The organism is Thermomonospora echinospora (genome assembly GCF_900108175.1).
In the GTDB taxonomy this organism is placed as follows: Bacteria; Actinomycetota; Actinomycetes; order Streptosporangiales; family Streptosporangiaceae; genus Thermomonospora; species Thermomonospora echinospora.
Window position 1 is genome coordinate 54,885 of record NZ_FNVO01000014.1, and the last position, 22,755, is coordinate 77,639.

The 22,755-nt window shown below is 72.2% G+C and carries 23 protein-coding genes; 8 read left to right on the forward strand and 15 right to left on the reverse strand.

Annotated features, from left to right (window positions below; translation table 11 throughout):
* Positions 1-14: 14 nt before the first annotated feature.
* From C4U03_RS26800 to C4U03_RS26840, 9 genes are read right to left on the reverse strand one after another with little or no spacing between them, the layout of a single operon-like run.
* A complete protein-coding gene (locus C4U03_RS26800) occupies positions 15-866 on the reverse strand; it encodes a hypothetical protein (protein ID WP_103941354.1) in 852 nt (283 codons plus the stop codon).
* A complete protein-coding gene (locus tag C4U03_RS26805) occupies positions 863-2,206 on the reverse strand; it encodes an MCE family protein (protein WP_103941356.1) in 1,344 nt (447 codons plus the stop codon). Before C4U03_RS26805 ends, C4U03_RS26800 begins: the two co-directional genes overlap by 4 nt.
* 9 nt (positions 2,207-2,215) lie before the next feature.
* A complete protein-coding gene (locus C4U03_RS26810; RefSeq protein WP_103941358.1) occupies positions 2,216-3,208 on the reverse strand; it encodes an MCE family protein in 993 nt (330 codons plus the stop codon).
* Entirely contained in the window at positions 3,205-4,251 is a 1,047-nt protein-coding gene (locus tag C4U03_RS26815; RefSeq protein ID WP_103941360.1) for an MCE family protein, read from the reverse strand. The genes C4U03_RS26810 and C4U03_RS26815 overlap by 4 nt, the downstream gene beginning before the upstream one ends.
* Positions 4,248-5,273: an MCE family protein gene (locus C4U03_RS26820; RefSeq protein ID WP_160147115.1), complete on the reverse strand. Its 1,026-nt coding sequence runs from the start codon at positions 5,271-5,273 to the stop codon at positions 4,248-4,250. Before C4U03_RS26820 ends, C4U03_RS26815 begins: the two co-directional genes overlap by 4 nt.
* A complete protein-coding gene (locus C4U03_RS26825) occupies positions 5,273-6,310 on the reverse strand; it encodes an MCE family protein (RefSeq protein WP_103941364.1) in 1,038 nt (345 codons plus the stop codon). Before C4U03_RS26825 ends, C4U03_RS26820 begins: the two co-directional genes overlap by 1 nt.
* A complete protein-coding gene (locus tag C4U03_RS26830; RefSeq protein ID WP_103941366.1) occupies positions 6,311-7,327 on the reverse strand; it encodes an MlaD family protein in 1,017 nt (338 codons plus the stop codon). It lies immediately after the preceding gene.
* Entirely contained in the window at positions 7,324-8,187 is an 864-nt protein-coding gene (locus C4U03_RS26835; protein ID WP_103941368.1) for an ABC transporter permease, read from the reverse strand. The genes C4U03_RS26830 and C4U03_RS26835 overlap by 4 nt, the downstream gene beginning before the upstream one ends.
* Positions 8,187-8,993 carry an MlaE family ABC transporter permease gene (locus tag C4U03_RS26840; protein ID WP_103941370.1) on the reverse strand — a complete coding sequence of 269 codons (807 nt, stop codon included), beginning with the start codon at positions 8,991-8,993 and terminating at the stop codon, positions 8,187-8,189. The genes C4U03_RS26835 and C4U03_RS26840 overlap by 1 nt, the downstream gene beginning before the upstream one ends.
* 333 nt (positions 8,994-9,326) lie before the next feature.
* On the opposite strand from C4U03_RS26840, the gene C4U03_RS26845 reads away from it, so the two are divergent.
* Together C4U03_RS26845 and C4U03_RS26850 are read left to right on the forward strand one after the other, a co-directional pair.
* The gene (locus tag C4U03_RS26845; RefSeq protein WP_103941372.1) at positions 9,327-9,965 is read left to right on the forward strand and encodes a TetR/AcrR family transcriptional regulator; all 639 of its coding nucleotides are present in this window, start codon (positions 9,327-9,329) and stop codon (positions 9,963-9,965) included.
* A gap of 234 nt (positions 9,966-10,199) precedes the next feature.
* Positions 10,200-10,817, forward strand: coding sequence for a dihydrofolate reductase family protein (locus C4U03_RS26850; protein WP_103941374.1), 618 nt, complete (start codon positions 10,200-10,202; stop codon positions 10,815-10,817).
* 114 nt (positions 10,818-10,931) lie between these two features.
* On the opposite strand, the gene C4U03_RS26855 is transcribed toward C4U03_RS26850, so the two are convergent.
* From C4U03_RS26855 to C4U03_RS26865, 3 genes are all read right to left on the reverse strand, one after another.
* Complete coding sequence (locus tag C4U03_RS26855; protein ID WP_200827497.1) at positions 10,932-11,123, reverse strand: hypothetical protein; 192 nt, start codon at positions 11,121-11,123, stop codon at positions 10,932-10,934.
* 93 nt (positions 11,124-11,216) lie between these two features.
* Positions 11,217-11,519: a hypothetical protein gene (locus C4U03_RS26860; RefSeq protein ID WP_103941376.1), complete on the reverse strand. Its 303-nt coding sequence runs from the start codon at positions 11,517-11,519 to the stop codon at positions 11,217-11,219.
* Positions 11,520-11,754: 235 nt separating this feature from the next.
* Complete coding sequence (locus tag C4U03_RS26865; RefSeq protein ID WP_235018165.1) at positions 11,755-12,957, reverse strand: vanadium-dependent haloperoxidase; 1,203 nt, start codon at positions 12,955-12,957, stop codon at positions 11,755-11,757.
* Between the two features lie 507 nt (positions 12,958-13,464).
* Here C4U03_RS26865 and C4U03_RS26870 point away from each other — a divergent pair.
* Complete coding sequence (locus C4U03_RS26870; RefSeq protein WP_146087542.1) at positions 13,465-13,926, forward strand: hypothetical protein; 462 nt, start codon at positions 13,465-13,467, stop codon at positions 13,924-13,926.
* Between the two features lie 6 nt (positions 13,927-13,932).
* Here C4U03_RS26870 and C4U03_RS26875 read toward each other — a convergent pair whose 3' ends face one another.
* Positions 13,933-14,499 carry a TetR/AcrR family transcriptional regulator C-terminal domain-containing protein gene (locus tag C4U03_RS26875; protein ID WP_103941382.1) on the reverse strand — a complete coding sequence of 189 codons (567 nt, stop codon included), beginning with the start codon at positions 14,497-14,499 and terminating at the stop codon, positions 13,933-13,935.
* Between the two features lie 141 nt (positions 14,500-14,640).
* Here C4U03_RS26875 and C4U03_RS26880 point away from each other — a divergent pair, with 141 nt between their 5' ends.
* From C4U03_RS26880 to C4U03_RS26890, 3 genes are all read left to right on the forward strand, one after another.
* A complete protein-coding gene (locus C4U03_RS26880) occupies positions 14,641-15,069 on the forward strand; it encodes a plectin (RefSeq protein WP_103941384.1) in 429 nt (142 codons plus the stop codon).
* Between the two features lie 305 nt (positions 15,070-15,374).
* Positions 15,375-16,037: a maleylpyruvate isomerase N-terminal domain-containing protein gene (locus C4U03_RS26885; RefSeq protein ID WP_103941386.1), complete on the forward strand. Its 663-nt coding sequence runs from the start codon at positions 15,375-15,377 to the stop codon at positions 16,035-16,037.
* 137 nt (positions 16,038-16,174) lie between these two features.
* Complete coding sequence (locus C4U03_RS26890) at positions 16,175-17,578, forward strand: MFS transporter (protein WP_103941388.1); 1,404 nt, start codon at positions 16,175-16,177, stop codon at positions 17,576-17,578.
* 181 nt (positions 17,579-17,759) lie between these two features.
* On the opposite strand, the gene C4U03_RS26895 is transcribed toward C4U03_RS26890, so the two are convergent.
* On the reverse strand, positions 17,760-18,002 hold the full coding sequence (locus C4U03_RS26895) for a hypothetical protein (protein WP_103941390.1): 243 nt from the start codon (positions 18,000-18,002) through the stop codon (positions 17,760-17,762).
* 62 nt (positions 18,003-18,064) lie between these two features.
* Positions 18,065-18,565, reverse strand: coding sequence for an NUDIX domain-containing protein (locus C4U03_RS26900; protein ID WP_103941392.1), 501 nt, complete (start codon positions 18,563-18,565; stop codon positions 18,065-18,067).
* Between the two features lie 296 nt (positions 18,566-18,861).
* On the opposite strand from C4U03_RS26900, the gene C4U03_RS26905 reads away from it, so the two are divergent.
* Both C4U03_RS26905 and C4U03_RS26910 read left to right on the forward strand, forming a co-directional pair.
* Positions 18,862-21,000 (forward strand): molybdopterin oxidoreductase family protein, encoded by a 2,139-nt coding sequence (locus C4U03_RS26905; RefSeq protein WP_103941394.1) that lies wholly within the window; start codon positions 18,862-18,864, stop codon positions 20,998-21,000.
* The gene (locus tag C4U03_RS26910) at positions 20,997-22,553 is read left to right on the forward strand and encodes an FAD-dependent oxidoreductase (protein ID WP_235018167.1); all 1,557 of its coding nucleotides are present in this window, start codon (positions 20,997-20,999) and stop codon (positions 22,551-22,553) included. The genes C4U03_RS26905 and C4U03_RS26910 overlap by 4 nt, the downstream gene beginning before the upstream one ends.
* The last annotated feature ends 202 nt before the right edge of the window (positions 22,554-22,755 follow it).

Genomic DNA, 22,755 nt, shown 5'->3' on the forward strand with positions numbered 1-22,755 from the left:
AGCACGCCGCGCGGTCAGGGGGCCGGCTGCCGGGTGGGTGCTGCGGCGTCGCCCTGTTGGGGCCTCTCGACCGTTCCGTCCGGCTTGGTGAGGGTCTCGTCGTCGGCGGGAAGCGTGGTCATGGCGTCGACTCGCCAGGACCCCTTTTCCAGGACCAGCTCCAGGAGCAGCCTGGTGCCCAGGACGCGACGCACGCCCATGGTGCTGCGGACCTCGCTGTCCAGGACGACGAGGGTCTTGGCCTGCTCTCCGTCGAAGTCGTTGAGATAGGTCTCGCGGACGGTCGCGGTGGCGTTCGCCCGGTATTTGGTGATGACCTCGGCGAGCCCGTCGAAGGCGGTCTCGTAGCTGCGCCCGAAGTCGGCGGATGCCAGGCCGCGGATGCGGGCCCGCGCCTTGGGCAGGTCGGTGTGCTCGTAGGCCAGCAGCGCCCGGCCGAACTCGGCGGACCGGTCGCGTACCTGCTGCTCGCTTCGGTCCCGCGCGGCCAGCCGTTCGGATTCACGCCACTGGATCACCGCCGTGGCCACGGCGGTGGCGAACACCAGAGCGAGAGCCGCCGCCACCAGCCGCCGAGACGTCCGGGCCGTCGGTCGTGGCCTTCTCATCCGACCCATCCGACTCATCCGCGCGGCCTCGACGGGGGAGGCCTTCTCCTCGGTTTCCCCGGTTTCCTTGCCCGCCTCGGCCTCGATGTCCTCGCCCGCCTCGGTTTCGGTGTCCTGCCGGGCCTTGGCTCGCGTGCCCTTCCCGGCGTCGTGCTCCGGCTCGTCGGCGATCGGACCGGAGTCATCGGGCCGCTCCATGTCCGCGGCCTCCTGCTCGGTGTCGTGCGGAGACGACTTGTCGGTGGTCTTGGCGGTCAAGTTCTCCTCCTGTGGCTGGGCAGGGAACGCACTCTGCGGATGGTGTGGGCGGCGGTGCCGAGCAGGACGAGGGCCGCGACGACCGGCGGCAGCTTCGGAAGCCAGAAGTCGGCCACGCTCTTGTCCGGGGATGCCGGGGCGGCTCTGGGGACGACGGTCTGGAAGACCTCCTCCGTCCTGCCGGCGGGGTGCACCGCTCCGCCGGCCGGTTCCTCGGCCCGGCGGTCCGGGTTCCCGGAGCCGACCTCCCTGCTGTCCCGGCCGCTGTCCTGGCCCGTGTCCCGGGTGGTGGCCGCGTCGCGGCAGCGGTACAGCGGGGGCTCGTCGGGGCCGGTCAGGCGCTCGGGGTACTGCCGGGCGTTCGGGATCGGCCCCGCGGCGGTGATGACGGCCTTGAGCCGCAGGTAGGAGCCTTCGGGACGATCGGTGACAACGTCATCGATGATCGGGGGGAACGACCGGTCCAGGCGGTTCAGGATGTGGGTGACCTCCTGGGAGTTGCGTGCGGTGAAGACCGGTGCCCCCGGTGTGCCCAGCGCGGTGAACAGGCACCGCAGGCCGGGGCGTGACTCCTTCAGCAGCGCGTTCGTCTGGGCGAGGAACCCGGGCGCGCCGGCGAGGAGGCCGTCGATGCTCTTGCGGGAGTCGCGCAACGCGGCCGTGAAGGCCGCCAGGTCGTTGGTGCCGGAGGCGAGCTGCGGCCCCTTCGCGGAGAGGGTGCCGGCGAGGGCGGTCAGCTGGACCGACAGGGCGTCGAGCACGCCGGCCTCGTCGGCGATGGTCCTGGTGACCTGGTCGAGGTCGGCGAGGGTGTCGCGGAGATGGTGGCCCTGGCCGTTGAGGCCGATCGCCAGTTCCCGCGTGACCGTCTTCAGGTCGGCGGGGTCGGTCGCGCGCAGCATCCGCCCGGCGCGATCGAACAACCGCTGGTACTCCACGGTGGAGGTGGTGCGTGCGAGCGGGATGACGTCTCCGTCCGCCAGCGGCGGCGCCTCGGCGGCCGGGGACGGCGAGTTCAGTTCCACGTAGGGTTCGCCGACCGCGGATTTGCGGAGCACCTGGGCGGTCACGGTTCTGGGGACCTCGGTGCCGGCGTCCAGGAGCAGGGTGACGCTGACCCGGCCCGGACGCAGCCGCACCGTGTCGATGCGCCCGATCGACACGCCCAGGTAGTCGACCTCGAGGCCGGAGCGCAGGCCGGGCGAGGAGGCGAACTCGGCCTCGATCCGGATCGGCCGCTCGCCGAACCGGACCGGCAGCAGGGTCAGCGCCGCCCATGCGGTCATGACCGCGGCGACGGTGGCGAAGACGCCCAGGTTCAGCAGGATGCGAGGACTCATCACGGCCTCCTACTTCGGTGCCAGCAACCGTTCGAGCTGCTGCCCGAAGTCGCGACGGGGGGTGGTCCGGCCGGGCAGGAAACCGCCGATCCACGCGTAGGCCAGCGCCTGTCCCTCGTGGGTGATGCGGGGGGTCTTCAGGAGCTTGTTGAGGACGGCGCCGGTGGCGGCCTTGAGATCCTCCTTGCCGCGGATCATCGCGCCGAGCACGGCGTCGAGCCGCAGCAGCAGCTTCCGGAGCCGGGCGCCGTGCCGTTCCCCGATCACGGAGCCGGCCGACTCGGCGAGTTCGGTCAGCCCGGTCAGCGCCTGCTTCAGCTCGGCGCGGTCCTTGTCGACCCGTTCGGTCATCTCCAGCAGGGAGCCGGGCAGCCGGTCCAGGGCCGCCGAGTCCGCGGCCAGGTCCTCGCTCAGCCGCCCCATCCCGTCGAGCACCTCGCGCAGGTCCTCGCCGGCGGCGGCGTAGCCGGCGGAGATCTCCGCGGCCCGTTCGATGATCCGGTGCAGTCGCGGACCCGTCCCGCCGAGGCCGGAGGCGAGCCCGTCGATGATCTCGTTCAGGTTCTCCCCGCCGAGCGCGGCGAGCACCGGCCCGACCCGCTCGGTGATCCGCTCCAGGTCGGGCTGGACGCCCGTCCGGGTGATCTCCGAGCCGGCGGCCAGCAGGGGGGCGGTGCGCGGCGCGGAGCCGGGGGGCGGGGTCAGCCGGACGTAGTTCTCGCCGAGCAGGCTCGTCCTGGCGATGGTCGCGCCGGTTCCGGCCGGGACCCGCGTGCCGTCGACCAGGGAGAGCGTCACCCGCACGCGATAGCCCCGGAGCCGGATGCCGGTCACCGAGCCGACCCGGACGTCGTACATCTGGACGCCGTGCCCCACGACGAGGTTCTGCACGTCGTCGAAGACCGCGTACAGGGTCATGCCGCCCTTGGGGGCGCCCAGGGTCTGCAGGGAGCAGCCCGCCGTCGAGACGAGGGCGAGCAGCACAGCCAGAACGCCTCTCACCGTCGTGCCTTCCGCTCGATGGTCGTCGGGCAGCCGGGGACCGGCTGGTCCAGGCAGGGCACCCGGCCCCAGCCCATCTGGTCGAAGAGCGGCTGGAGCCAGATCCGCAGGGTCGCGTTCAGCTGGACCCGAGCGGTGATCGTGTGGGTTTCGGGGTCGTAGGAGTTCGTCACCAGGTCGCCGAAACGGGCCAGGCCGACCATCGCCTGCGCCATCGAGGCGCTGTTGGCCTTGAGGGTCATCACCAGCGACGAGGCCTGGGAGACCGTGCGGGGCAGCGTCTCGCGGTAGGCGGTGATGACCACCTGACCCTTGCGGATGAGCGTCTCCAGCCCGACGAGCAGGTTCTTCAGCCGGGTCCGCTCGTCGGCCAGTTGTGCGCTGGTCGTGCTGAACGCGTCGATGAGCCGGCGCAGGCCGGCGTCGTGCCGGTTCAGCGAGGTCGCCAGGTCGCGCAGCCCGGTCGCCGCCGCGACGATCTCCCTGTCCTGGGCGGCGAGGCCGTCGGCGAGGTCGGCGGTGGTCGTCAGCGCGTCGTTGAGGCTCTCGCCGCGGCCGTCCAGCAGCCGCGCCCCGGTGCGGACGAGCCCGCGCACCCTGGCCGGATCCAGGGACTCGGCCAGGGTGGTGAAGGAGCCCAGCACCTCGTCGATCTCGACGGGGGGCTCGGTGCGCTCGACCGGTACGACCGTGTCGGGGGCGGCCCGTGCCATCCCCGGTTTCCACGGCGGGTACAGGATGACGCTGCGTTCGCCGATCGCGCTCTCCGCGGCGATGGTGGCGCGCACGTCGGCCGGGACGGGCACGTGCTCGTCGATCAGCAGTTCCACCCGGACTCGGTGGTTTTCGACCCGGACGTCCTCCACGTCGCCGACGTCGGCTCCCATGACCTTCACCCGGGACTTCTCGTACAGCGACGGCGACTTGGCGAAGTACACGACGATCCGGTAGCCCCCGGAGGCGCCGAGGACGGAGCATCCTGTGGCGGACAGCGCCAGGCCGACGGCGAGCACGGCGGCCGTGATGACGCGCCGGGGCCTCATCGTCCCCCTCCGAGCTGCTCGGCGAGCCTGGCCAGGTCCTCTGGCGCCAGCGGGCCGATCTGGGTGCCGACCGCGTCGACCCAGGGGCCGTAGGAGTTGCTGCTGGCGAAGCCGCTCAGGGCCGGGCCCATCCAGGTCAGCATGGTGTTCATGTCGTCCAGCCGCGGGGTGAGCCGGGTGACGGTGGCGCTCAGGTCGTCCATCAGGTCGATCAGGCCCTGCTGCTGGGTGTCGATGAGATGGGAGATCCGGGTGACCGCGCTGCTGCCGCTGCCCAGCAGGACCGACAGCTCGGCCTGGCGGTCGCGCAGCCGGTCGAGGAGGGCCTGGATGGAGCGGGCGAGCCGGACCAGCTGGGCGTCCTTGGTACGGACCAGGGACAGCAGCCGGTTGCTGTTGGAGACGAGCTCGCGCAGCTGCGGGCCGGACTCCTGGACGGCGTCGGCCAGCCGCGCCAGGTCGTGCAGCGCCCGGGTGAGGCGCTGCCGGGTCTGCGGGGAGATCCCGCCGAGCTTGTCGATGACGTCCCCGACCAGCTTGGCGTCCAGTTGCCTGAGCGTGGTGGCGCCGGAGTTCACGACGTCGTTGGCGGTGACGGGCAGGCGGGTGCGCTGCTGCGGGATCCGGCGCCGTTCCTCGGGAAGGTCGGCCAGGTAGGGGCGGGCGACGGGGCCGCCGAGCCGCAGGTAGCGGCCGCCGAGGATGTTGGCGGTGGTGATCTCCGCACGGGTCTGGGGGCCCAGGTCGACGCCGTGGTCGACCTTCCAGGTGATCAGGACGATGCCGCGGGTGAAGTCGGGTTCGACCGCGGTGACCTCGCCGACCTTGACTCCGGCGACTCTGACCTCGTTGCCGGAGTGCAGCCCGCCCGTCCCGGCGAACACGCCGGTCACGGTGTACCGCTTCTCGAGCAGGCCCAGGCTGCCGGTGAGGAACACCGTGACCAGGGCCAGGGCGATGGCCGCCAGCGAGGCGACCCCGACCACCGCGGGGTTGCGGTCGCGGAAGGACTTCAGCGCCATCAGCCGCCCCCGACGACGAGGTCGGTGAGGGTGCGCTGTTCGGGCACCTTGGTCAGTCTCATGGGATAGGGGCAGGGGCCGGGCCCGGTGTTCATGCATACGAGGGCTCCGGTGACGAACTCACCCCTGTCGAACATGTGGAACATGTCCTGGAACTTCGGTCCGATGGTGGTCACGATGTCCTGCACTGTCGACAGGTTGCGGCGGGTGCCGCCCAGCACCACGGTCAGCCGGTCGAGCATCGCGTTCAGCTCGTCGGCGTTGTCACCGGCGACGAGGTCGGTGGTGCGCAGGGTGGCGGCCAGTTCGTCGATCGCCTCGTCGACGAGGGCGCTGTTGTCGTTGAAGGCCATGGTCAGGGTCGCCAGGTCGTCGGTGGCGGCGGCGATCTGCGCGTCGCGGCGGGCGAGGACGCCGGTGACGGTGGAGAAGTTGTCCAGCATCGTCTTGAAGGTCTGCCGGCGTCCGGCGATGGTGGACGACAGGTCGTCGATGTCGGCCAGCAGCCGCGACGCGTCGGCCTCGGTGCCGTCCAGGGCGGTGTAGACGGCGGTGAGGATGGTGTTGACCTGGGCCGGTTCCAGGCCCCGGGCCAGCGGTTCGAGCCGGTTGATCAGGTCGCCGATGTCGACGACCGCGCGGGTGCGGGCCACCCGGTCGCCGTCGTGCAGCATCGCCGGGTCGGTGCCGGGAATCAGGTAGACGACCCGCTGGCTGATGGCGTCGCGCCAGCGGATGGCCGCCTCGCTGTCGCGCGGCACCCGGTGCCCGGTGCCGACCCTCAGCTCGACCTCGGCCCGGCCGGCGCGGACGCGGATCTGGCCGACCTGGCCGACCGGAGCCCCGGCGATCTTCACCTTGTCGCCCTTGCGGAGCCCGCTGACGTCGGAGAACACCGCGACGAGCCGGTAGGTGTCCCCGAACCCGAGCCGCGCGATCTGGGCGGCGATGAAGAACGTGAGCGTTCCCGTCAGGGCCAGGAACGCCACCACCTGGACGGCCGAGGAGCGGGCGTTCTGGAACTGCGATCTGGCCATTCAACGGCCTCCGGAAGCGGGGGGACAGACGCCGACCAGCAACTGGCACGGGCTGGTCGGCAGCAGGACGTTGATCGCGAGCAGCCGCTTGTTCTGCGGACCCGGCACCCAGGCCATGGCCTGGTAGACGGGCATCAGCTCGACGACGCGGCGAACGCCCGGCCCGGCCAGGGGTAGTTGCGCGTGGAGGAAGGTGGCCGCGCCTTCCATGGAGTGGAAGGTCGCCCGCAGGTCGCCCTCGTACCCGCTCAGACCGCGCGCGAGCAGGGACGTGATCTCCGAGACGCCCTGCGCGGTCCGCAGCCCGCGCCCCCGCGGCCCGGCGGTGAGAGTGTCGAGCAGGGCGACGGACGAGGCGGCGGTGGTGCTCAGGTCGGCGCCCACACCGCGCAGCCGGGCGAGCCGCGCCAGGTCCGACAGCATCGTCCGCGCCCGTCCCCGCTGCCGGTGGGCGACGTCCACGAGGGTCCCGGTCTGGCGGACCAGACCGGCCAGGTTCGGGCCGGAGGACCCCAGCCCCTGTCCGAGCGCGTCCACGATCACCGCGACGTCCTGCGGATCGATCGCGGCCAGCACCGCCTCGGCGTCGCCGAGCATCGAGGTCAGATCGAGGCTTTCGGAGGTGCGTGCGATGTGGGCGCCGTCGGCGAGGAAGGGGCCGGTGGCCTCGTGCGGGCCGGGCAGCAGGTTGAGGAACTTGGGCCCGAACACCGACTCGGGCTCCAAGGACGCCGTCACGGTGTCGGGAATCCGGACGCCGTGGTCGATGCGCAACGTCAGCCGGGCGCCGCCGTCCGGGGCGAGTTCGATCCGGCTGATCCGGCCGACGGTGACGCCGCGCAGCTTGACCGGGGAGGCCGTGGTCAGGCTCTGGCCCGCGCCGGCGAAGTCGGCGGTCAGCCGCGTCCCGTCCGCGGCGAACGGCCTGGCGATCAGCAGGTGGCCGGCCGCGGCGAGCACCAGCGCGGTGAGCAGAACGACCGCGACCCGGCGGCCGGGGGACAGGGCCTGGTTCATCCGGCCAACCTCACCGTTCCGCCCTGTCCCCAGAACAGGTAGGACAGCAGCAGGTTCAGGGTGACGATCGTGACGATGGACAGCCGGATCGCCCGCCCGGCGGCCTGGCCCACCCCCGCCGGCCCGCCCGTGGCGTAGTAGCCGTAGTAGCAGTGGACGGTGATGACGGCGAAGGCGAACACCCCGACCTTCACGGCGCTGTAGAACAGGTCCCGGGGAGGCAGGTACAGGTAGAAGTAGTAGTCGTAGACGCCCGGCGCCAGGTTGAAGAACGAGGTGGAGATGAACCGGGTGGCGAAGAAGCTGGCGAACAGCGCGATCAGGTAGAGCGGCACCAGCGCGATCAGCGCCGCGACCACCCGGGTGCACACCAGGTAGACGAAGGAGTTGATGCCCATGACCTCCAGGGCGTCGATCTCCTCGCTGATGCGCATCGCGCCGAGTTCGGCGGTGAAGGACGAGCCGCACTGGGCGGCCAGGGCGATCGCGGCGATGATCGGCGTCGTCTCCCGGACGTTGATGAACGCGCCGATCAGGCCCATGAACGACTCGGCGCCGATGACCTCCAGCCCGGTGTAGGCCTGCAGGCCGACCTCGGTGCCTAGGAACAGCGACATGATGAAGATGACGAAGATCATGCCGCCGCCGACGACGGTCGCGCCGACGCCGATGACGATGTCGCTGACCTGCAGGGCGACCACCTTGGCGTAGCGCAGCCGCAGGACGATGTCGCGCACCGAGTGGAACAGGACCCGGCAGAGGAACACCGGCCACTCGGCCAGGTCGGCGGTGCGGGCGGCGGCCGCCGAGGAGATCCGGGCCAGCCGCGCCGACGCGGCGTGCGGGACGCTGATGTCCATCAGACCTCCGGCGGGAAGGCGAGGAAGTAGATGGTCGTGATCACGTAGTTGAAGGCGAAGACGAGCATGAACGCCACCACCGTGGACCGGTTGACCGCGCGGCCCACCCCGATCGGGCTCTGCGCGCAGTTCATGCCGGCGTGGCAGGCCACCAGCGCGGAGATCATCCCGAACAGCCAGGCCTTGAGCAGGGTCACCACCAGGTCCGAGACCCGCAGCAGGCCGAGCGCGCCGTCGAAGTAGGCGCCCGGGGTCACACCCTGCAGCAGCACGTTGAACACGAACCCGCCGACCGCCCCGGACACGATGACCAGGGAGGCGAGCATGGTGGACACCAGGCTCGCCGCCCACATGCGGGGGGTGACCAGCCGGTGCACCGGGTTGACGGCCATCACCTCCATCGCGGCCAGTTCGTCCCGGATCCGCCGGGCGCCCATGTCGGAGGTCATCGCCGAGCCCCCGGCCCCGGCGATGATCAGCGCCGCCGCCATCGGGGCGACCTCGCGGACGAGGCCGACGATCACGGCGCCGCCGGTGGCCGACTGGGCGCCCAGCTGACCTGCCAGGTCGCCGATCTGGAGCGCGACGGTGGCGCCGAGGGGAAGCGCGACCATGATGACCGGCAGGGTGGTGACGCGGGCCAGGAACGCGCACTGGTCGACGAACTCCCAGAACCAGGTCCGCACGTCCCAGGTGCGGCGCAGCGCCTCCAGGCCGATGGCGAACAGGTCGCCGAGGGAGACCAGGCCGCCGTACGCGCGGCGGGTGAACAGCCGGTCGCCGAGGGGTGAGACGGAGAAGGTCATGTCCGGGCCTCCTCTCCGGAGGAGGGGTCCACTGCGTCGAAGCCGCTCACTGCTGTCCTCCTCAGAGCATGGGCACGGCCCGCCCTGGCGATCGGCGCGGCGTCGGCCCAGGGACGGTGGCCATGGCCTCGCCGACCGATGCTGAGCATTTGCCCAGCATTGCTGGGCACATGCTTAGCATGGTGGAATCCTGTGGTCAAGGTCACACCAGAGGTCGATGGGGCGGGGCCGCCGCCCGCCGCACCGCCCGTTCGCGGCGTTTCCGAAGGTCATCGCCCGGCTACGATGAGCGGCGGGGGACAGAACGTCCTACGGTGTTGGGAGGCGAGCGGCATGGCAACGCGCCGTCGGATCGGTGCGCCGGACGCCAAGAACCGGGCCGTCCTCCTGGACGCGGCCGAGCGGCTCATGCTCGAAGAGGGCTACGCGGCGGTGAGCTCCCGCCGCGTCGCCCGGCAGGCCGGCCTGAAACCCCAGCTCGTCCACTACTACTTCCGCACGATGGACGAACTCTTCCTCGAGGTCTTCCGCCGCCGCGCCGAGGAGGGGCTGCGCGAACAGGCCCGGGCACTGGCCGGTGACCGGCCACTGCGGGCGCTGTGGGAGTTCGCCACCCAGCCGGAGGCCACCGGGCTGACGATGGAGTTCGCCGCCCTGGCCAACCATCGCAAGTCGGTCCGCGACGAGATCGCCCGCTACGCCGAACGGTTCCGCGCCCAGGAGATCCAGGCCCTGACCGGTGTGCTGGAACGCGCCGGCATCTCCGCCGACGACTGCCCGCCGGCCGCTGTGGCGATCTTCCTGACCAGCCTCTCCCGCGTGGTGGTGATGGAGAAGGCGCTCGGCATGTCCGCCGGACATGACGAGGCCTTCGCCTTCGTCGAACGGCGCATCCACGAGATCGAAAGCGGCCGGCAGTCGGTCGGCGCGCCCTCCGGCCGCACGGGAGCCCCGCCGCCGGCTTCCGGGTGAGGCTCCCGGCGTCTCCACCGCCGTGCACGCGGCCCGTCCACGGCCCTGACGGCCGCATCCTCCAGGAGCGGAGACCCGCGGAGCGCGTCCGTGGCAAGGCCGCCGTGACACCTCTCCGGTATGAGGGGAATCCCGAAGGAAGGCCGTAAACATTCCGTAAGGGGACTCGGCCAGGCTACAGACATCCGAAGACGACGGGGCCGGACGGACCCGCACCTGGATCGAGGAGCCACCATGAGGAAGATCGTCGCAGGCCTGTTCATCTCGCTCGACGGGGTCATCGAGGACCCGGCGGCGTGGCACTTCCCGTACTTCAACGACGAGATGGGCGTCGCTGTGACCGAGCAGTTGGCCACCGCCGACACCCTGCTGCTGGGGCGCCGGACCTATGACAGCTTCGCCGGGGCGTGGCCGGAGCGGGAGGCCGCCGGCGGCGAGGACGCCGGCATGGGCAAGGCGCTGGGCGACGCGCGGAAGATCGTCGTGTCGCGCCGGTCCCTGGAGTTCACCTGGCGGAACTCCGAGCAACTGCGCGGCGACCTGATCGAGGCCGTGACCGCGCTGAAGAACGAGCCGGGCGACACCCACATCGCCATGAGCGGCTCGGTCTCGATCGTTCGCCAGTTGCTGGCCGCGGGGCTGCTGGACGAGCTGCGCCTGCTGGTGCACCCGATCGCCGTCCGCAAGGGCGAGCGGCTGTTCGAGGAGGGGGAGCCCCCCATCCCGCTGACGCTGGTCTCGTCGGAGACCTTCAAGACGGGTGTGCTGCACCTGATCTACCGGCCTGCCGACGCCGTCGGCGAGGCCTCCTACGACGACGCCAAGGCCAACCTGCCCCAGGACGGGCAGTAGGGACGATCGGCGTTCCCTGGCCCGGCGGCCCTCGCCGTCACCGCGTTCCGCCAGGTCCGTCCCGGCGGCACGACCGACGGCGAGACGGCCCCGGCGGCCGCCCGGAATCCCGGGTCAGTCGCGGATCACGGCCTTGGTGCGCATCAGGAACTCGCCGAGGTAGGCGTCGTGCGGGACGCCCGGCGTCATCCAGTACGTCGGGTGGTCGCCGATGTACAGATTCTTGATGGTGGGCTCGGCGAGCAGGTCGTCCACCTGGTGCACGGCCGGCCGGAGCACGGCGCCGCCGGCGGCGAGTTCGTCCACCACTCCGTCGCCGCCGAGGTGGGGTGAGCCGCCGCATGCGGGTGAGGATGTGGCAACGGCATCCCTCCCGGCGTGCTCCCGCCGCAGGAACGGTCAGTGGTCGTCCCAGTGCCCATCGTGGAGCGCGTGGCGATGCCCGTCATGGAGATAGTCGACATGGTCGTCGTGCGGGACGGCGACGTGGCCGCAGCCGTGCCCGTGCTGGTGCTTGTGCTGCTCATGGATCACATGGCCCGTCTCGGCGCACTCGTACACATGGCCGTCGTGCACGTGGTGGATGTGGCCGTCGTGGAGATAGTCGACATGGCCGTCATGCGGGAACGCCACATGGCCGCAGGCCTCACCGTGGACGTGCGGATGGTTGCCGTGCGTGCGCTGCTGGGACGTGGTGGTCATCGCCGGACTCCTTGTCGTATCAGGGATTTTGTGTTCAATACGGAAGGCACCAGCGTGTTCCTGCCCGCAGGGGAACGGGACGTCCCCTGGCCGTACGTACTTAATGAGTAGCAATCTGTGCACGCTTTAGTGCGGCGGCCATGTCGCGGCGGGCGAGCTGCTGTTCGTGCGCCCCCACCGAGGAGCGGGGGCACACGAACGGCGCGTTCGGGTGCGGTGGGTGTCGTCCGCGGTGCTACCGGAACAGCCGGTCGGCGTGGCGAAGCGTGTGCCGGGCGACCTGGCGGCCGAGGTCGACGCCGACCGTGTCCGCGGATCGGGTGTGGATCCCCGACCAGACCCTTGCATCGACGTTTTCCTGGGTCAGTGTGCGCCAGTCGGTGTAGGTGCGGGTGACCCCGGGTGCGGTGGGGCTGGTGAGGGAGAACGGTGCGGTGCGGGGACCGACGAGGGCGGTCAGTATCTGCTCGGCCGCACCCGAGTAGGTGTTGTGGCCGCTCGGGTAGTCCGGATGTGCGGGCGTGGTGTGCAGCGGTGTCCAGTCCGGGTCGGGGGACGTGGCGGGGTCACCGTCGATGTCGGCCGACCGGATCGCGGTGACGGGCCGCCAGCGCAGATAGGCGTACTTGGTGTCGGAGGTGGCGATCTGGGTGTCCACCAGCGCGACATGGAACAGCGCCACGAGCGTCGCCCGCTCCGCCGCCGGCCGGTGCGACCGCGCCAGCGCGACGCGGAGCGGTCCGGTGTAGAGGGTCAGCGAGGAGCCCAGCCAGAAGGTGGCCGTCTCCGTCTGCCGCGGTGTCCGCGCCGTGCTGTCGGTGGAGCCGTAGGCGCGTACCTCGGCAAGGTCGGCCCGGTAACGACCGGAGCCGAGGGCGGGCGGCGGGCCGGGCCGGAACTGGTCGGCCCTCTCCAGCAGGAAGGGCCGCGCCGCCCGGTTGCCCGCCTGGACGGCCGGACTGTAGGTGGGCGGTGTGGGCTGCCAGATGCCGGGGCCGGGCTGGGGCGTCGGGTATGGGGAGTTGACCGAGGCCGGGTCGAGCCCGTCGCCCTCGCGGGACGCCAGCACCGTGCGGGCCCGACGTTGGCCGTCCGCGACACCTCGTTCCTCGGCTGGGCCGTCGGGAATCCGTTCCAGGGTGCGACGCAGGGCGGCGTCCAGCTCCTGGGCGCGGGCGGGAACCAGGGCGACCAGAGATGTGTGTACCGCACCGGCCAGCGCCGCGTCCTGGTAGTCGCGCCGGTTCACCCCCGCGGGCGCGGCACGCAGAGCGCGGGCGGCCGCCAGCCAGCTGATCGCCCAGGTGCGGCTGTTGGTGGACTGGGTCGGCGCTCCCGCGGCTGCGATCGTCGCGGCCGTGGTGTCGTACCACTCCAGGGCCGCGTCGACGCTCTCCCCGGCGGTCGCCGCCGGAGCGACCGCCACGGACAGCGCCATCAACGTCGCGGTGGAGGCCAGTGCGGCGGGGGTTCTTCGGACGTCCCGAAGGCGGCCCGCCCCGGGAACGGACCGGACCGGGTGTCGGGATCTCAATGCGGGCATGCTCGCTCCTTCGCAGGTCACAGGGGCACCGCCCGAAGGCCGGTGGGAGACGAGGGCACGCGAAGCCGCCGGACGTGCTCGTTCGCGTGCCGGGTGGGGCCGGAGAATGGATGGGCCGTGTGCGGCCGCTACCGACAGCGGGCGCTGCACACGCGCAGCAGGTCTATATGGCGGCGCGCCACGAGATCGCATCCCTGAGCCACGCGGTCATGCTCGCACGGGGTTAACTCTACTGTCCAGATAGATTAAGTGGACAAATGGGGAGAGGGTGCGCGATGCGGATCTGGTGGCGGTCGTCCTCGCCGGTGTCCCGGCCCTGCGGCCGGATCCGGCCATGCGCGGGGGAGCGCGTACATGATCGGCGCCGCTAGCGTTTGGGCCACCCGTCTCCAAGGAGTGGGCATGAGCAGACGACCGTTGGGCCCCCATCCCGGGATCGGATACGGACATCTGGTGTCCACGACCCCCGGCGCCTTCGTCACCAAGCGCGAGTGGCTGGTTCATCCCCTCCCGGTCGAGCGGCCGGAGCAGGGACGACAGGACCGGCAGGTGGGGTGCGCGACATGTGACCGGAAGATGACCGTGCGGGTGTCCTCCCTGGAGCGGGCGAGGCGACGGCAGCAGGTCTTGCGGATGCTGGTGGTGGCGGGGGCGGCGGTCGCGGTGCTGTGTGGGCTGTCGGCCGGCGTCACTGACGGCGAAGGGCTGAGACTGGCCTTGCTGTTCGGCATGGTGATCGCAGCCGTCGTCGCCTTCAACTTCTTCATGCGCCTGCGCCTGGAAGACGGGGTGACCATGCGCTGGCCGACCCTGACCCGCATGCACGGTCACATGCTCCGGTGGCCGCCCGACACCGGCGGGTGACCTGCGCTAGCGCCGGGACAGGCCGTTGATGACCAGGTCCACTCCGGCGGTGAAGCGGGTGTCCCAGTCCACGGCCTCCTCGGCGGCGGCCGAGCCCCGCACCTCCAGGGCAGCGTGGCCGATCACGTAGCCGAGTAGGGCGTGCGCGCCGTCGGCGGCGGCCTGTTCGGTCAGCCCGGCCTGCCGCAGGACCTCCCGCAGGGAGGCGGCGGTGCCGCCGAGCGCAGCCGGGTTGCGCCGGGTGACCACCAGTGGCAGCACCCCGGCGTGCGTGAGCAGCCGGGCCCGATAGTCGCCGGCCCAGCGGCGCAGCACGGCCTGCCAGTCCCCGGCGGCCCGGGTCGGGGCGGGATGCACCGCGACGTGGGCGACGAGGCCGTCCAGCAGTTCCTCCTTGCCGCGCGGTAGATGGTGGTAGATCGCCATCGCCTCGACCTCCAGGGCGTCACCGAGCCGGCGCATGGTGAGCCGGCCGAGGCCCTGGCCGTCGACGATGTGCAGTGCCGCCTCGATGATCCGGTCGCGGCTGAGCGGTTCCCGGTTCTGGGCCGCCACGCTGGGCTGTCTGACCATGCCTTGACCTTACTACGTAAAGGCGGTGGGCGGTGCGGTTCCCGGGCATCGGCCGCCGAATCGGGTGTCCAGTCCTCCCCCCACGCAGCGATCCGCGTACCCTGTCCTGCGGGATCGTCACAGCGAGAGGAAGGAACCGCCATGCCGCTGGGCCGCCGGGTGTCCAAGGACGTCATGGAGCGGTACGCCGCCGATCAGGAACTGGCCGGCACCTACCGTGCCAGGCTGGACGCGGCCGCCGAGGCGGAGGAGGCGTACCGGCGGGCGCGGGCCGCCGAGGCCGCGCACCCTGGCCAGGGGCTGCGCGACCTGGCGATCGCGCTGGACAAGGCGCTGACCGAGGCACTGCTGGCCGCCGAGGCCGCCGAGCGGGTGGCGATGGGGCCCAAGACGTACGCGCCCGAGGACGCCAAGGACAGCGGCAGGGCCCGGCGGGACGCCGAGATCGCCCGCCGCAAGGCCAAGGCCCGTCCGGCGGTGCGGCCCTGGACCGATGAGGTGGACCGGCTGCGCACCGCCCGCGAGGCGCACCGGCTCGGCCACCGGGTCGGCCCCGGCGTGGCGGCCTGACCGGCCCGGCCGACTTGGCCACTTGGTCAACTTGGCCGACCCGGCCGGGACGGCCGGCCCGGCCGGGACGGCCGGCCCGGCCGGGCCGTGCCGAGACGGGCCTGGAACGAGTCGTGACGCGCGGGTCGTGACGGCCCGGGCGGGCCGTCCGGCCGGCGGCGGCGCGATGCCCGGACCCCGACGCGACCGGACGGCGCCCGGGCCGGAGGCCGTTGAGGATCTACCCGCCCGGGGGTGCGCCGGGAGGCCGGGTGCAGGACGATGCTGTGACACGTCCGTGGACGATCGGGGGACGGGGAGGTCCATTGGAGTGCACGCCGCCTGACCGGCATCGCCTGCTGGAGTCCTACCAGGACGGGGTGCGGGCGATCCAGGGGCTGGCCGCCCGGGTCGAGGACTGGTCCGTGCCCACCCCCTGCGCCGAGTGGACGGCCCTGGACCTGGCCGGGCACCTGCGCTGCGTGGCCGAGAACCAGCTGGAGTACCTGCAGGACGCGCCCGACAGCCGGCTGGCCAAGCTGTTCGCGCAGAACGCGCCGTCGGCGGTGCTGATCCGCCAGCAGGCCCGGCAGAACGCCGCCGAGCTGGCGGTGCTGCCCGCCGAGTCCGGGCCGGAACGGATCATGACGTTCACCGTGTCGGCGGGCGCGTACGCCGACCTGGTGCCGGACGCCTGGGACCGCACCCATCTGATCTACCGGGGCACCAAGTACACCGTCGGCGATCACGTCGGCGCGACCTGCGTGGAATGGCACCTGCACGCCTGGGACCTGGCCCGCGCCCTCGGCCTGGACCACCGGCCCCGCGATCCGGAGGTGCTGGTGGCGGCCTGGCACTGGGGGGTGCCCCACCTGCCGCTGACCGGCGCCGACCCGTGGCGGTCGGTGCTGGGCTCGTCGGGCCGCTCGCCGCGGTGGCCCGCCGCCGACCGGGAACTGGGCAAGCGGCGGATCACCCGCGCGCGGTGACGGCCCCCGCCCGCCTTTCACAGGCGAATGTTTCGGCTGTGCGCAGGATGTATCACCACGGGCACACCGGCCGCGGCCGGCCGTAACGCGGCGTTCCTAACTTCCAGGTGTCCACTCAGACACCTGGAGGCAGAGCAATGACGGTTCTGACCGACCCTGGCAGGGGCCGGGCGGCCGCCGCGGCCACCCCCGAGACGAAGGGCGGCCGCTGGATCGACCACTGGGAGCCGGACGACGAGGGCTTCTGGGCACGGACCGGACGCCGGGTCGCCGCGCGCAACCTGGTCTTCTCCATCCTCACCGAGCACCTCGGGTTCTGCGTCTGGCTGCTGTGGAGCATCGCGGTGCTCAACCTGAACTCCGTCGGCATGCAACTGTCGGTGGGCCAGGTGCTGTGGCTGACCACGCTGCCCAACCTGGTCGGCGCGGCGATGCGCATCCCCTACACCTTCGCCCCGGCCCGGTTCGGCGGGCGCAACTGGACGATCGTCAGCGCCCTGCTGCTGGTGGTCCCGTGCGGGCTGTTCGTCTACGCGATCGAGAACCCCGACATCCCCTATTGGGCGCTGCTGGTGATCGCGGCGACCACCGGCCTGGGCGGCGGCAACTTCGCCTCCTCGATGGCCAACATCACCCACTTCTACCCGGCCGACAGGCAGGGCCTGCCGCTAGGGCTCAACGCGGCGGGTGGCAACCTGGGCACCAGCGTCACCCAACTGGCGATGCCGCCGCTGATCGTGGCGTTCGGCCTGGTGGCGGTCGGCTGGGTGTGGATGCCGTTCATCCTGCTGGCCGCCGTGTGCGCCTACTTCTTCATGAACAACCTGCGCCAGGCGACCTCCGCCTACACGCTGCGGGAGATGGGCGCGATCTGCCGGCAGCCGCAGACGGTCGTGATGTCGGTGCTCTACATCGGCACGTTCGGGTCGTTCATCGGCTACTCGTTCTCCTTCGGGGTGCTGATCAAGTCGCAGTTCCCCGACATCAAGGGGGCCGACTTCATCTGGCTGGGCGCGTTCGCCGGCTCGCTGGCCCGCCCGCTGGGCGGTTGGCTGGCCGACCGGTTCGGCGGGGCGCGGGTCACCGCGGTGGACTTCCTGCTGATGGCGGCGGGCATCGGCGCGGTGGCGGCGGCGGTGCGGGCCGGTAGCTGGCCGCTGTTCCTGGCGGCGTTCCTGCTGGTGTTCGTGACCACCGGCATCGGCAACGGCTCGACCTACAAGATGATCCCGGCGATCTTCAAGACCAAGGCGCTGGAGCGGGTGGACACCGCCGACCCCGCGGCGGTGGCACGGGCCATGGCCACGGCCCGGCGCAACGCGGCGGCGGCGATCGGCATCACCTCGTCGGTCGGCGCGTTCGGCGGGGTGCTCATCCAGCAGTCCTTCCGGATCTCGCTGGAGGAGACCTCGGGCATCGGCCCCGCCCTGGTCGGCCTGACGGTCTTCTACGGGCTGTGCATGCTGCTCACCTGGGCGGTCTACCTGCGCAAGGTCCGGGTCGGCGACACCAGGACGAGCCTGGCGCAGGCGGGGGTCTGACAGGCGGGCCCGGTTCCCGCGGCCGTCTCCGTCGCCGGGGCTCCCGACCCCCGCCGCGGTGGCGGGACGGCGGGACCGGGCGTGGGCGCGGCGCCGGTGACCTCACCGGCGCCGCGTCGCCGTGAACGGAGCGGACGAGCTTGAGGGGCCGAGGTCTGGGGGCGTTCCCGTGCGGAACGGGTCAGACGTGGTCGGCGACCAAGTCCGCGCTGTCGGGTTCGGCGGTGCGGGCACAGTGCGCGCAGCAGTAGAAGCGCCCGTTCACCTCCATGCCGTGGCCGAGGATCCGGCACGAGCAGTGCTCGCAGATCGGCGCCAGTTTGGTGACGGCACATTCGAACGAATCGAACGTGTGCACCGCTCCCTGCGCGTGCACTTCGAAGGACATCTCGTACTCGTTGCCGCAGACCTCGCACTCGGCCATGGCGTTCTCCCCCTGTTTCGCCTGTGGTGTACGCAGGCGACCTACCCGGCGGAGCCGCCTTACTACCGTGCGGAGCGCAGACCGGGGCCGAAGCTGGGCTCGTGGCCGTTCTCCAGGTAGATCGCCCGGCCCTCGGCGATGCCGCGCAGGCTGGGCTCCATGCGGCGGGCGATGTGCGGGGCGGCCAACTCGGGGATCTTCTCGGGGGAGACCAGCGTGTGGTCCGACAGCTCGTCGGCGGGCAGCCGGATGCCGGTGATCTCCTCGGCGGTGACGCTCCCGCCGAACACGAACACGTTGACCGCGTCGATCCCCTCCTGCGGCGGGCCCCAGTCCACGCAGGCCAGCCCGTCCAGCCGGGGTGTGAAGCCGAGCTCCTCCTGGCATTCGCGCAGGCAGGCGGCCAGCGGGGACTCGCCGTGTTCGATCACTCCGCCCGGCAGGAACCAGCCCTCCTTGTAGGTGGGCTTGACCAGCAGCACCCGGCCCAGGTCGTCCAGGAGCAGAGCCGCGGCGGCGCCTCGGGTGCGGGGGAGGGAGGCGTAGTAAGCAACGTCGGGCATGGGATGAGGCTAAGCCGTGCCCGGGACCCCCTTCCTAGGGGTCGGCCGCAATGATCCGCAGTGGCCGCCGGGGCCGTCGATCCGTTCGAGGCCGCTTTCCCGAGCGCCGAATGAAATTCTCACGCCGATGAGAACAGCGGACCCGCGACCGGTGTGCCGCCGCGGCGCCGCACCGGGGTGGAGCGTGCCAAAAGCAGGGCTCTGACCTCTGTGAACGCGGCCTCGTGAGCCGCTTTTAACACCAGGGACACCGGCGGGACCCACCCGCGAAACGCCCCCCGCACACGATCTGGGCCATGGCGGTGAGTGAACATCTGAGGGCGGACGGTCCCGCCGGCGCGCCGGCGACGGCCGACACGCCTACCCACTGCCCGTACTGCGCCCTGCAGTGCGGCATGACGGTGGGCGGCGGCCCGGTGCGGGTGGCGCCCCGCGAGGATGTCCCGGCCAACCGCGGCGGGCTGTGCCAGAAGGGCTGGACGGCCGCCGAGCTGCTGACCGTCCCCGACCGGCTGACCACGCCGCTGATGCGGGCGCACCTGGGCGCGCCGCTGGAGCCGTGTGGCTGGGACGAGGCGCTGGACCGGATCGCCGCCGAGATCGGCCGGCTGCAGGCCCGGCACGGCCGGGACGTGATCGGTGTCTTCGGCGGCGGCGGGCTCACCAACGAGAAGGCCTACCAGCTCGGCAAGTTCGCCCGGATCGCGCTGCGCACCTCGCAGATCGACTACAACGGCCGGTTCTGCATGTCCTCGGCCGCCGCCGCGCTGAACCGGGCGTTCGGGCTGGACCGGGGGTTGCCGGGGCCGATCACCGACGTGGCTCGGGCCGACGCGGTCATGCTGGTCGGCGGGAACGTGGCCGAGACCATGCCGCCGTTCATGCGGCACGTGACCGAGATGCGCGAGCGCGGCGGCGCGCTGATCGTCGTCGATCCGCGCCGCACCGCCACCGCCCGGCAGGCCGACCTGCACCTGCAGACGACGCCGGGTACCGACCTGGCGCTGGCCAACGGCATGCTGTACCTGGCCGTGGAGGAGGGCCTGCTCGACGAGACGTTCATCGCCGAGCGCACCGGCGGGTTCGAGGCGGTGCGCCGGTCGGTCAACACCTACTGGCCGGACCGGGTCGAGCGCATCACCGGGGTGCCGGTGCCGCAGCTGCGCGAGGCGGTCCGGCTGCTGGGGCGGGGCGTGCGGTCGCTGATCCTGACCGCGCGCGGCGCCGAGCAGCACGCCCGCGGCACCGACACCGTGACCGCCTTCATCAACCTGGCGCTGGCCCTAGGGCTGCCCGGCCGGGAAGGCGGCGGCTACGGCTGCCTGACCGGACAGGGCAACGGGCAGGGCGGGCGCGAGCACGGCCAGAAGGCCGACCAGCTGCCCGGCTACCGCCGGATCGACGACCCGGCGGCCCGCGCGCACGTCGCCGCCGTGTGGGGGGTGGATCCACAGATCATCCCCGGCCCCGGCCGTTCGGCCTACGAACTGCTGGACGCGCTCGGCACCGACGACGGGCCAAGGGCGCTGCTGCTGTTCGGCTCCAACCCGGTGGTGTCGGCGCCGCGCGCGGACCGGATCGAGGAACGGCTGAACGCGCTGGACCTGCTGGTGGTGTCGGACTTCGTGCTGTCGGAGACCGCGCGCCGCGCCGACGTCGTGCTGCCCACCATGCAGTGGGCCGAGGAGTCCGGGACGCTGACCAACCTGGAGGGCCGGGTGCTGCGGCGCCGGCGGGCGGTGCCGGCGCCGGCGGGGGTCCGCAGCGACCTGGAGATCCTCGCCGCGCTGGCCGGCCGGCTCGGCGCCCCGGGCACCTGGAGCACCGAGCCCGCCGAGGTGTTCGACGAGCTGCGGGCCGCCAGCGCCGGCGGGCCCGCCGACTACTCCGGCATCACCTACCAGCGGATCGAGAAGGAGGGCGGGGTGTTCTGGCCGTGCCCGGCCGAGGACCACCCCGGCACCCCCCGCCCGTTCCTAGACCGCTTCCACACCCCGGACGGGCGGGCCCGGTTCATCCCGGTCGAGCACGGCCGCGGCGCCGCCGAGGGCATCGATGAGGACTATCCCGTCTACCTGACGACGGGCCGGGTGCTGGCGCACTACCAGAGCGGCGCGCAGACCCGGCGGATCGGCCCGCTGGTGGAGGCCTCGCCCGAGCCGTTCGCCGAGATGCATCCCGATCTGGCCGACCGGCTCGGCGTGACCGACGGCATGGACGTGCGGGTGACCAGCAGGCGCGGCACCGTCGTCGTCCGGGCGCGGCTGGTGGAGTCGATCCGGCACGACACCGTGTTCATCCCCTTCCACTGGGCGGGGGAGGGCCGCGCCAACCTGCTGACCAACCCCGCGCTCGACCCGACGTCACGGATGCCGGAGTTCAAGGTGTGCGCCGTGCGGGTCGAGCCGCATGAGCCGAACGGAGCCGATCAGTGACCCAGCCATCGGGGAGCCAGGGGAACGAGGGAATCGTCGTCGTCGGGAACGGCATGGCCGGATCCCGGTTCGTCACCGAGATGCGCGAGCGCGACCCGCGCGTGCCGCTGACGGTGTTCGGCGCCGAGCCGCAGCAGCCCTACAACCGGGTGCTGCTGTCGAACGTGCTGGCGGGGGCGGCGCGGCCGGACCAGATCGGGCTGGTGGACCCGGCCTGGTACGCCGCCCACGACGTGGACGCCCGGCTCGGCGTCGAGGTCACCCGCATCGACCGGCGGGCCCGGCTGGTGTACTCCGGCGACGGCGGCGTCACCCCCTACGGGACGCTGGTGATCGCCACCGGCAGCACCGCGTTCGTGCCGCCGATCCCCGGCACCGGGGACGGACTGCCCGCCGGGGCGCTGGTCTTCCGCACCCTGGACGACTGCCGCCGGATCCTGGAGGCCGCCGGTACCACCGGGCGCGCCGTGGTGGTCGGCGGCGGCCTGCTGGGCATCGAGGCGGCCCGCGGGCTGGCCGGGCGCGGCCTGGCGGTGACGGTGGTGCACCTGGCCGGGCACCTCATGGAACGTCAGCTCGACCCCGGTGCCGGGAGGGTACTGGCGCGGACCCTCGCGCGCCTGGGCGTCCACACCCGCCTGGAGGCCCAGGTCTCCGCGCTGCGGACCGAGCCGGTCCCACAGGGCGACGACGTCGGCGGAGCGCGGACCCCGTCCCAGGGGCAGGCCGCCCGCTCCGGTGCGGACGGCGGGCCGGGGGCGCGGGTCACCGGGGTCGAACTGGCCACCGGCGAGTTCCTGCCGGGAGACCTGGTGATCCTGGCCTGCGGGGTGCGCCCGGACGTGGCGCTGGCGCGCGAGGCGGGGCTGGCCGTGGACCGCGGGATCGTGGTGGACGAGATGCTGCGTTCGGTCACCGACCCGTCGGTGCGGGCGATCGGCGAGTGCTCCCAGTACGGCGGGACGGTGTACGGGCTGGTGGCTCCGGCCTGGGAGCAGGCGGCCGTCCTCGCCGACCTGCTCGCCGGGACCGACGAGGCGGCCCGCTTCACCGGCGCCCGGCAGATCACCCGGCTCAAGGCCGCCAGCGTGGAACTGGCGGCGATGGGGGAGACCCAGCACGGCGACGAGGACCCGGAGGTGGAGGTGGTGCAGTTCGCCGACCCCGCCCGCGGCACCTACAAGAAGGTCGTCATCAAGGACGACCGGCTGATCGGCGCGATCCTGCTGGGGGAGACCGGCACCGCGGGCATGCTCACCCAGCTGTACGACCGGGCGGCGCCGCTGCCGTCGGACCGCCTCAGCCTGCTGTTCCCGGGCGTGAACGGCGCCGCGGTCAGCGACTCGCCGGTGCGGATGCCCGACGCGGCGACGGTCTGCCACTGCAACAACGTCTCCAAGGGGCAGATCCGCGCCTGCTGGGAGCAGGGCGCCCGCACCGCCGAGGAGGTGGCCGCGCGCACCCGGGCGAGCACGGGCTGCGGAAGCTGCCGCGACGCGGTGGAGGGCATCGTCTGCTGGCTGGACGAGCAGGAGGCGGCCCCCGCCGGGTGAGCCGCCGGCCACCGAACCCGTCATGTCGCCATGAAGGTCCCGAACCCGTCATGTCTCCATGAACGCCCCCGAACCCGCCGATTACCGGCGGGTTCTCTCTTTTGTGGCAGGTCACAGGATGACCACGAAAGGATTTCAAGGTGAGCGGCTTTTAACATGCCGGTGACAAAGGAGACGCAGCCGCGAAACGCCTCCTGCTGAG

Bases quoted from the DNA above. Each gene is read 5' to 3' on its own strand.
- C4U03_RS26805 (WP_103941356.1), bottom strand. From the start codon at position 2,206: ATGAGTCCTCGCATCCTGCTGAACCTGGGCGTCTTCGCCACCGTCGCC.
- C4U03_RS26815 (WP_103941360.1), bottom strand. From the start codon at position 4,251: ATGAGGCCCCGGCGCGTCATCACGGCCGCCGTGCTCGCCGTCGGCCTG.
- C4U03_RS26820 (WP_160147115.1), bottom strand. From the start codon at position 5,273: ATGGCGCTGAAGTCCTTCCGCGACCGCAACCCCGCGGTGGTCGGGGTC.
- C4U03_RS26825 (WP_103941364.1), bottom strand. From the start codon at position 6,310: ATGGCCAGATCGCAGTTCCAGAACGCCCGCTCCTCGGCCGTCCAGGTG.
- C4U03_RS26830 (WP_103941366.1), bottom strand. From the start codon at position 7,327: ATGAACCAGGCCCTGTCCCCCGGCCGCCGGGTCGCGGTCGTTCTGCTC.
- C4U03_RS26835 (WP_103941368.1), bottom strand. From the start codon at position 8,187: ATGGACATCAGCGTCCCGCACGCCGCGTCGGCGCGGCTGGCCCGGATC.
- C4U03_RS26840 (WP_103941370.1), bottom strand. From the start codon at position 8,993: ATGACCTTCTCCGTCTCACCCCTCGGCGACCGGCTGTTCACCCGCCGC.
- C4U03_RS26845 (WP_103941372.1), top strand. From the start codon at position 9,327: ATGGCAACGCGCCGTCGGATCGGTGCGCCGGACGCCAAGAACCGGGCC.
- C4U03_RS26850 (WP_103941374.1), top strand. From the start codon at position 10,200: ATGAGGAAGATCGTCGCAGGCCTGTTCATCTCGCTCGACGGGGTCATC.
- C4U03_RS26860 (WP_103941376.1), bottom strand. From the start codon at position 11,519: ATGACCACCACGTCCCAGCAGCGCACGCACGGCAACCATCCGCACGTC.
- C4U03_RS26865 (WP_235018165.1), bottom strand. From the start codon at position 12,957: ATGGCGCTGTCCGTGGCGGTCGCTCCGGCGGCGACCGCCGGGGAGAGC.
- C4U03_RS26870 (WP_146087542.1), top strand. From the start codon at position 13,465: ATGAGCAGACGACCGTTGGGCCCCCATCCCGGGATCGGATACGGACAT.
- C4U03_RS26875 (WP_103941382.1), bottom strand. From the start codon at position 14,499: ATGGTCAGACAGCCCAGCGTGGCGGCCCAGAACCGGGAACCGCTCAGC.
- C4U03_RS26880 (WP_103941384.1), top strand. From the start codon at position 14,641: ATGCCGCTGGGCCGCCGGGTGTCCAAGGACGTCATGGAGCGGTACGCC.
- C4U03_RS26890 (WP_103941388.1), top strand. From the start codon at position 16,175: ATGACGGTTCTGACCGACCCTGGCAGGGGCCGGGCGGCCGCCGCGGCC.
- C4U03_RS26895 (WP_103941390.1), bottom strand. From the start codon at position 18,002: ATGGCCGAGTGCGAGGTCTGCGGCAACGAGTACGAGATGTCCTTCGAA.
- C4U03_RS26900 (WP_103941392.1), bottom strand. From the start codon at position 18,565: ATGCCCGACGTTGCTTACTACGCCTCCCTCCCCCGCACCCGAGGCGCC.
- C4U03_RS26905 (WP_103941394.1), top strand. From the start codon at position 18,862: ATGGCGGTGAGTGAACATCTGAGGGCGGACGGTCCCGCCGGCGCGCCG.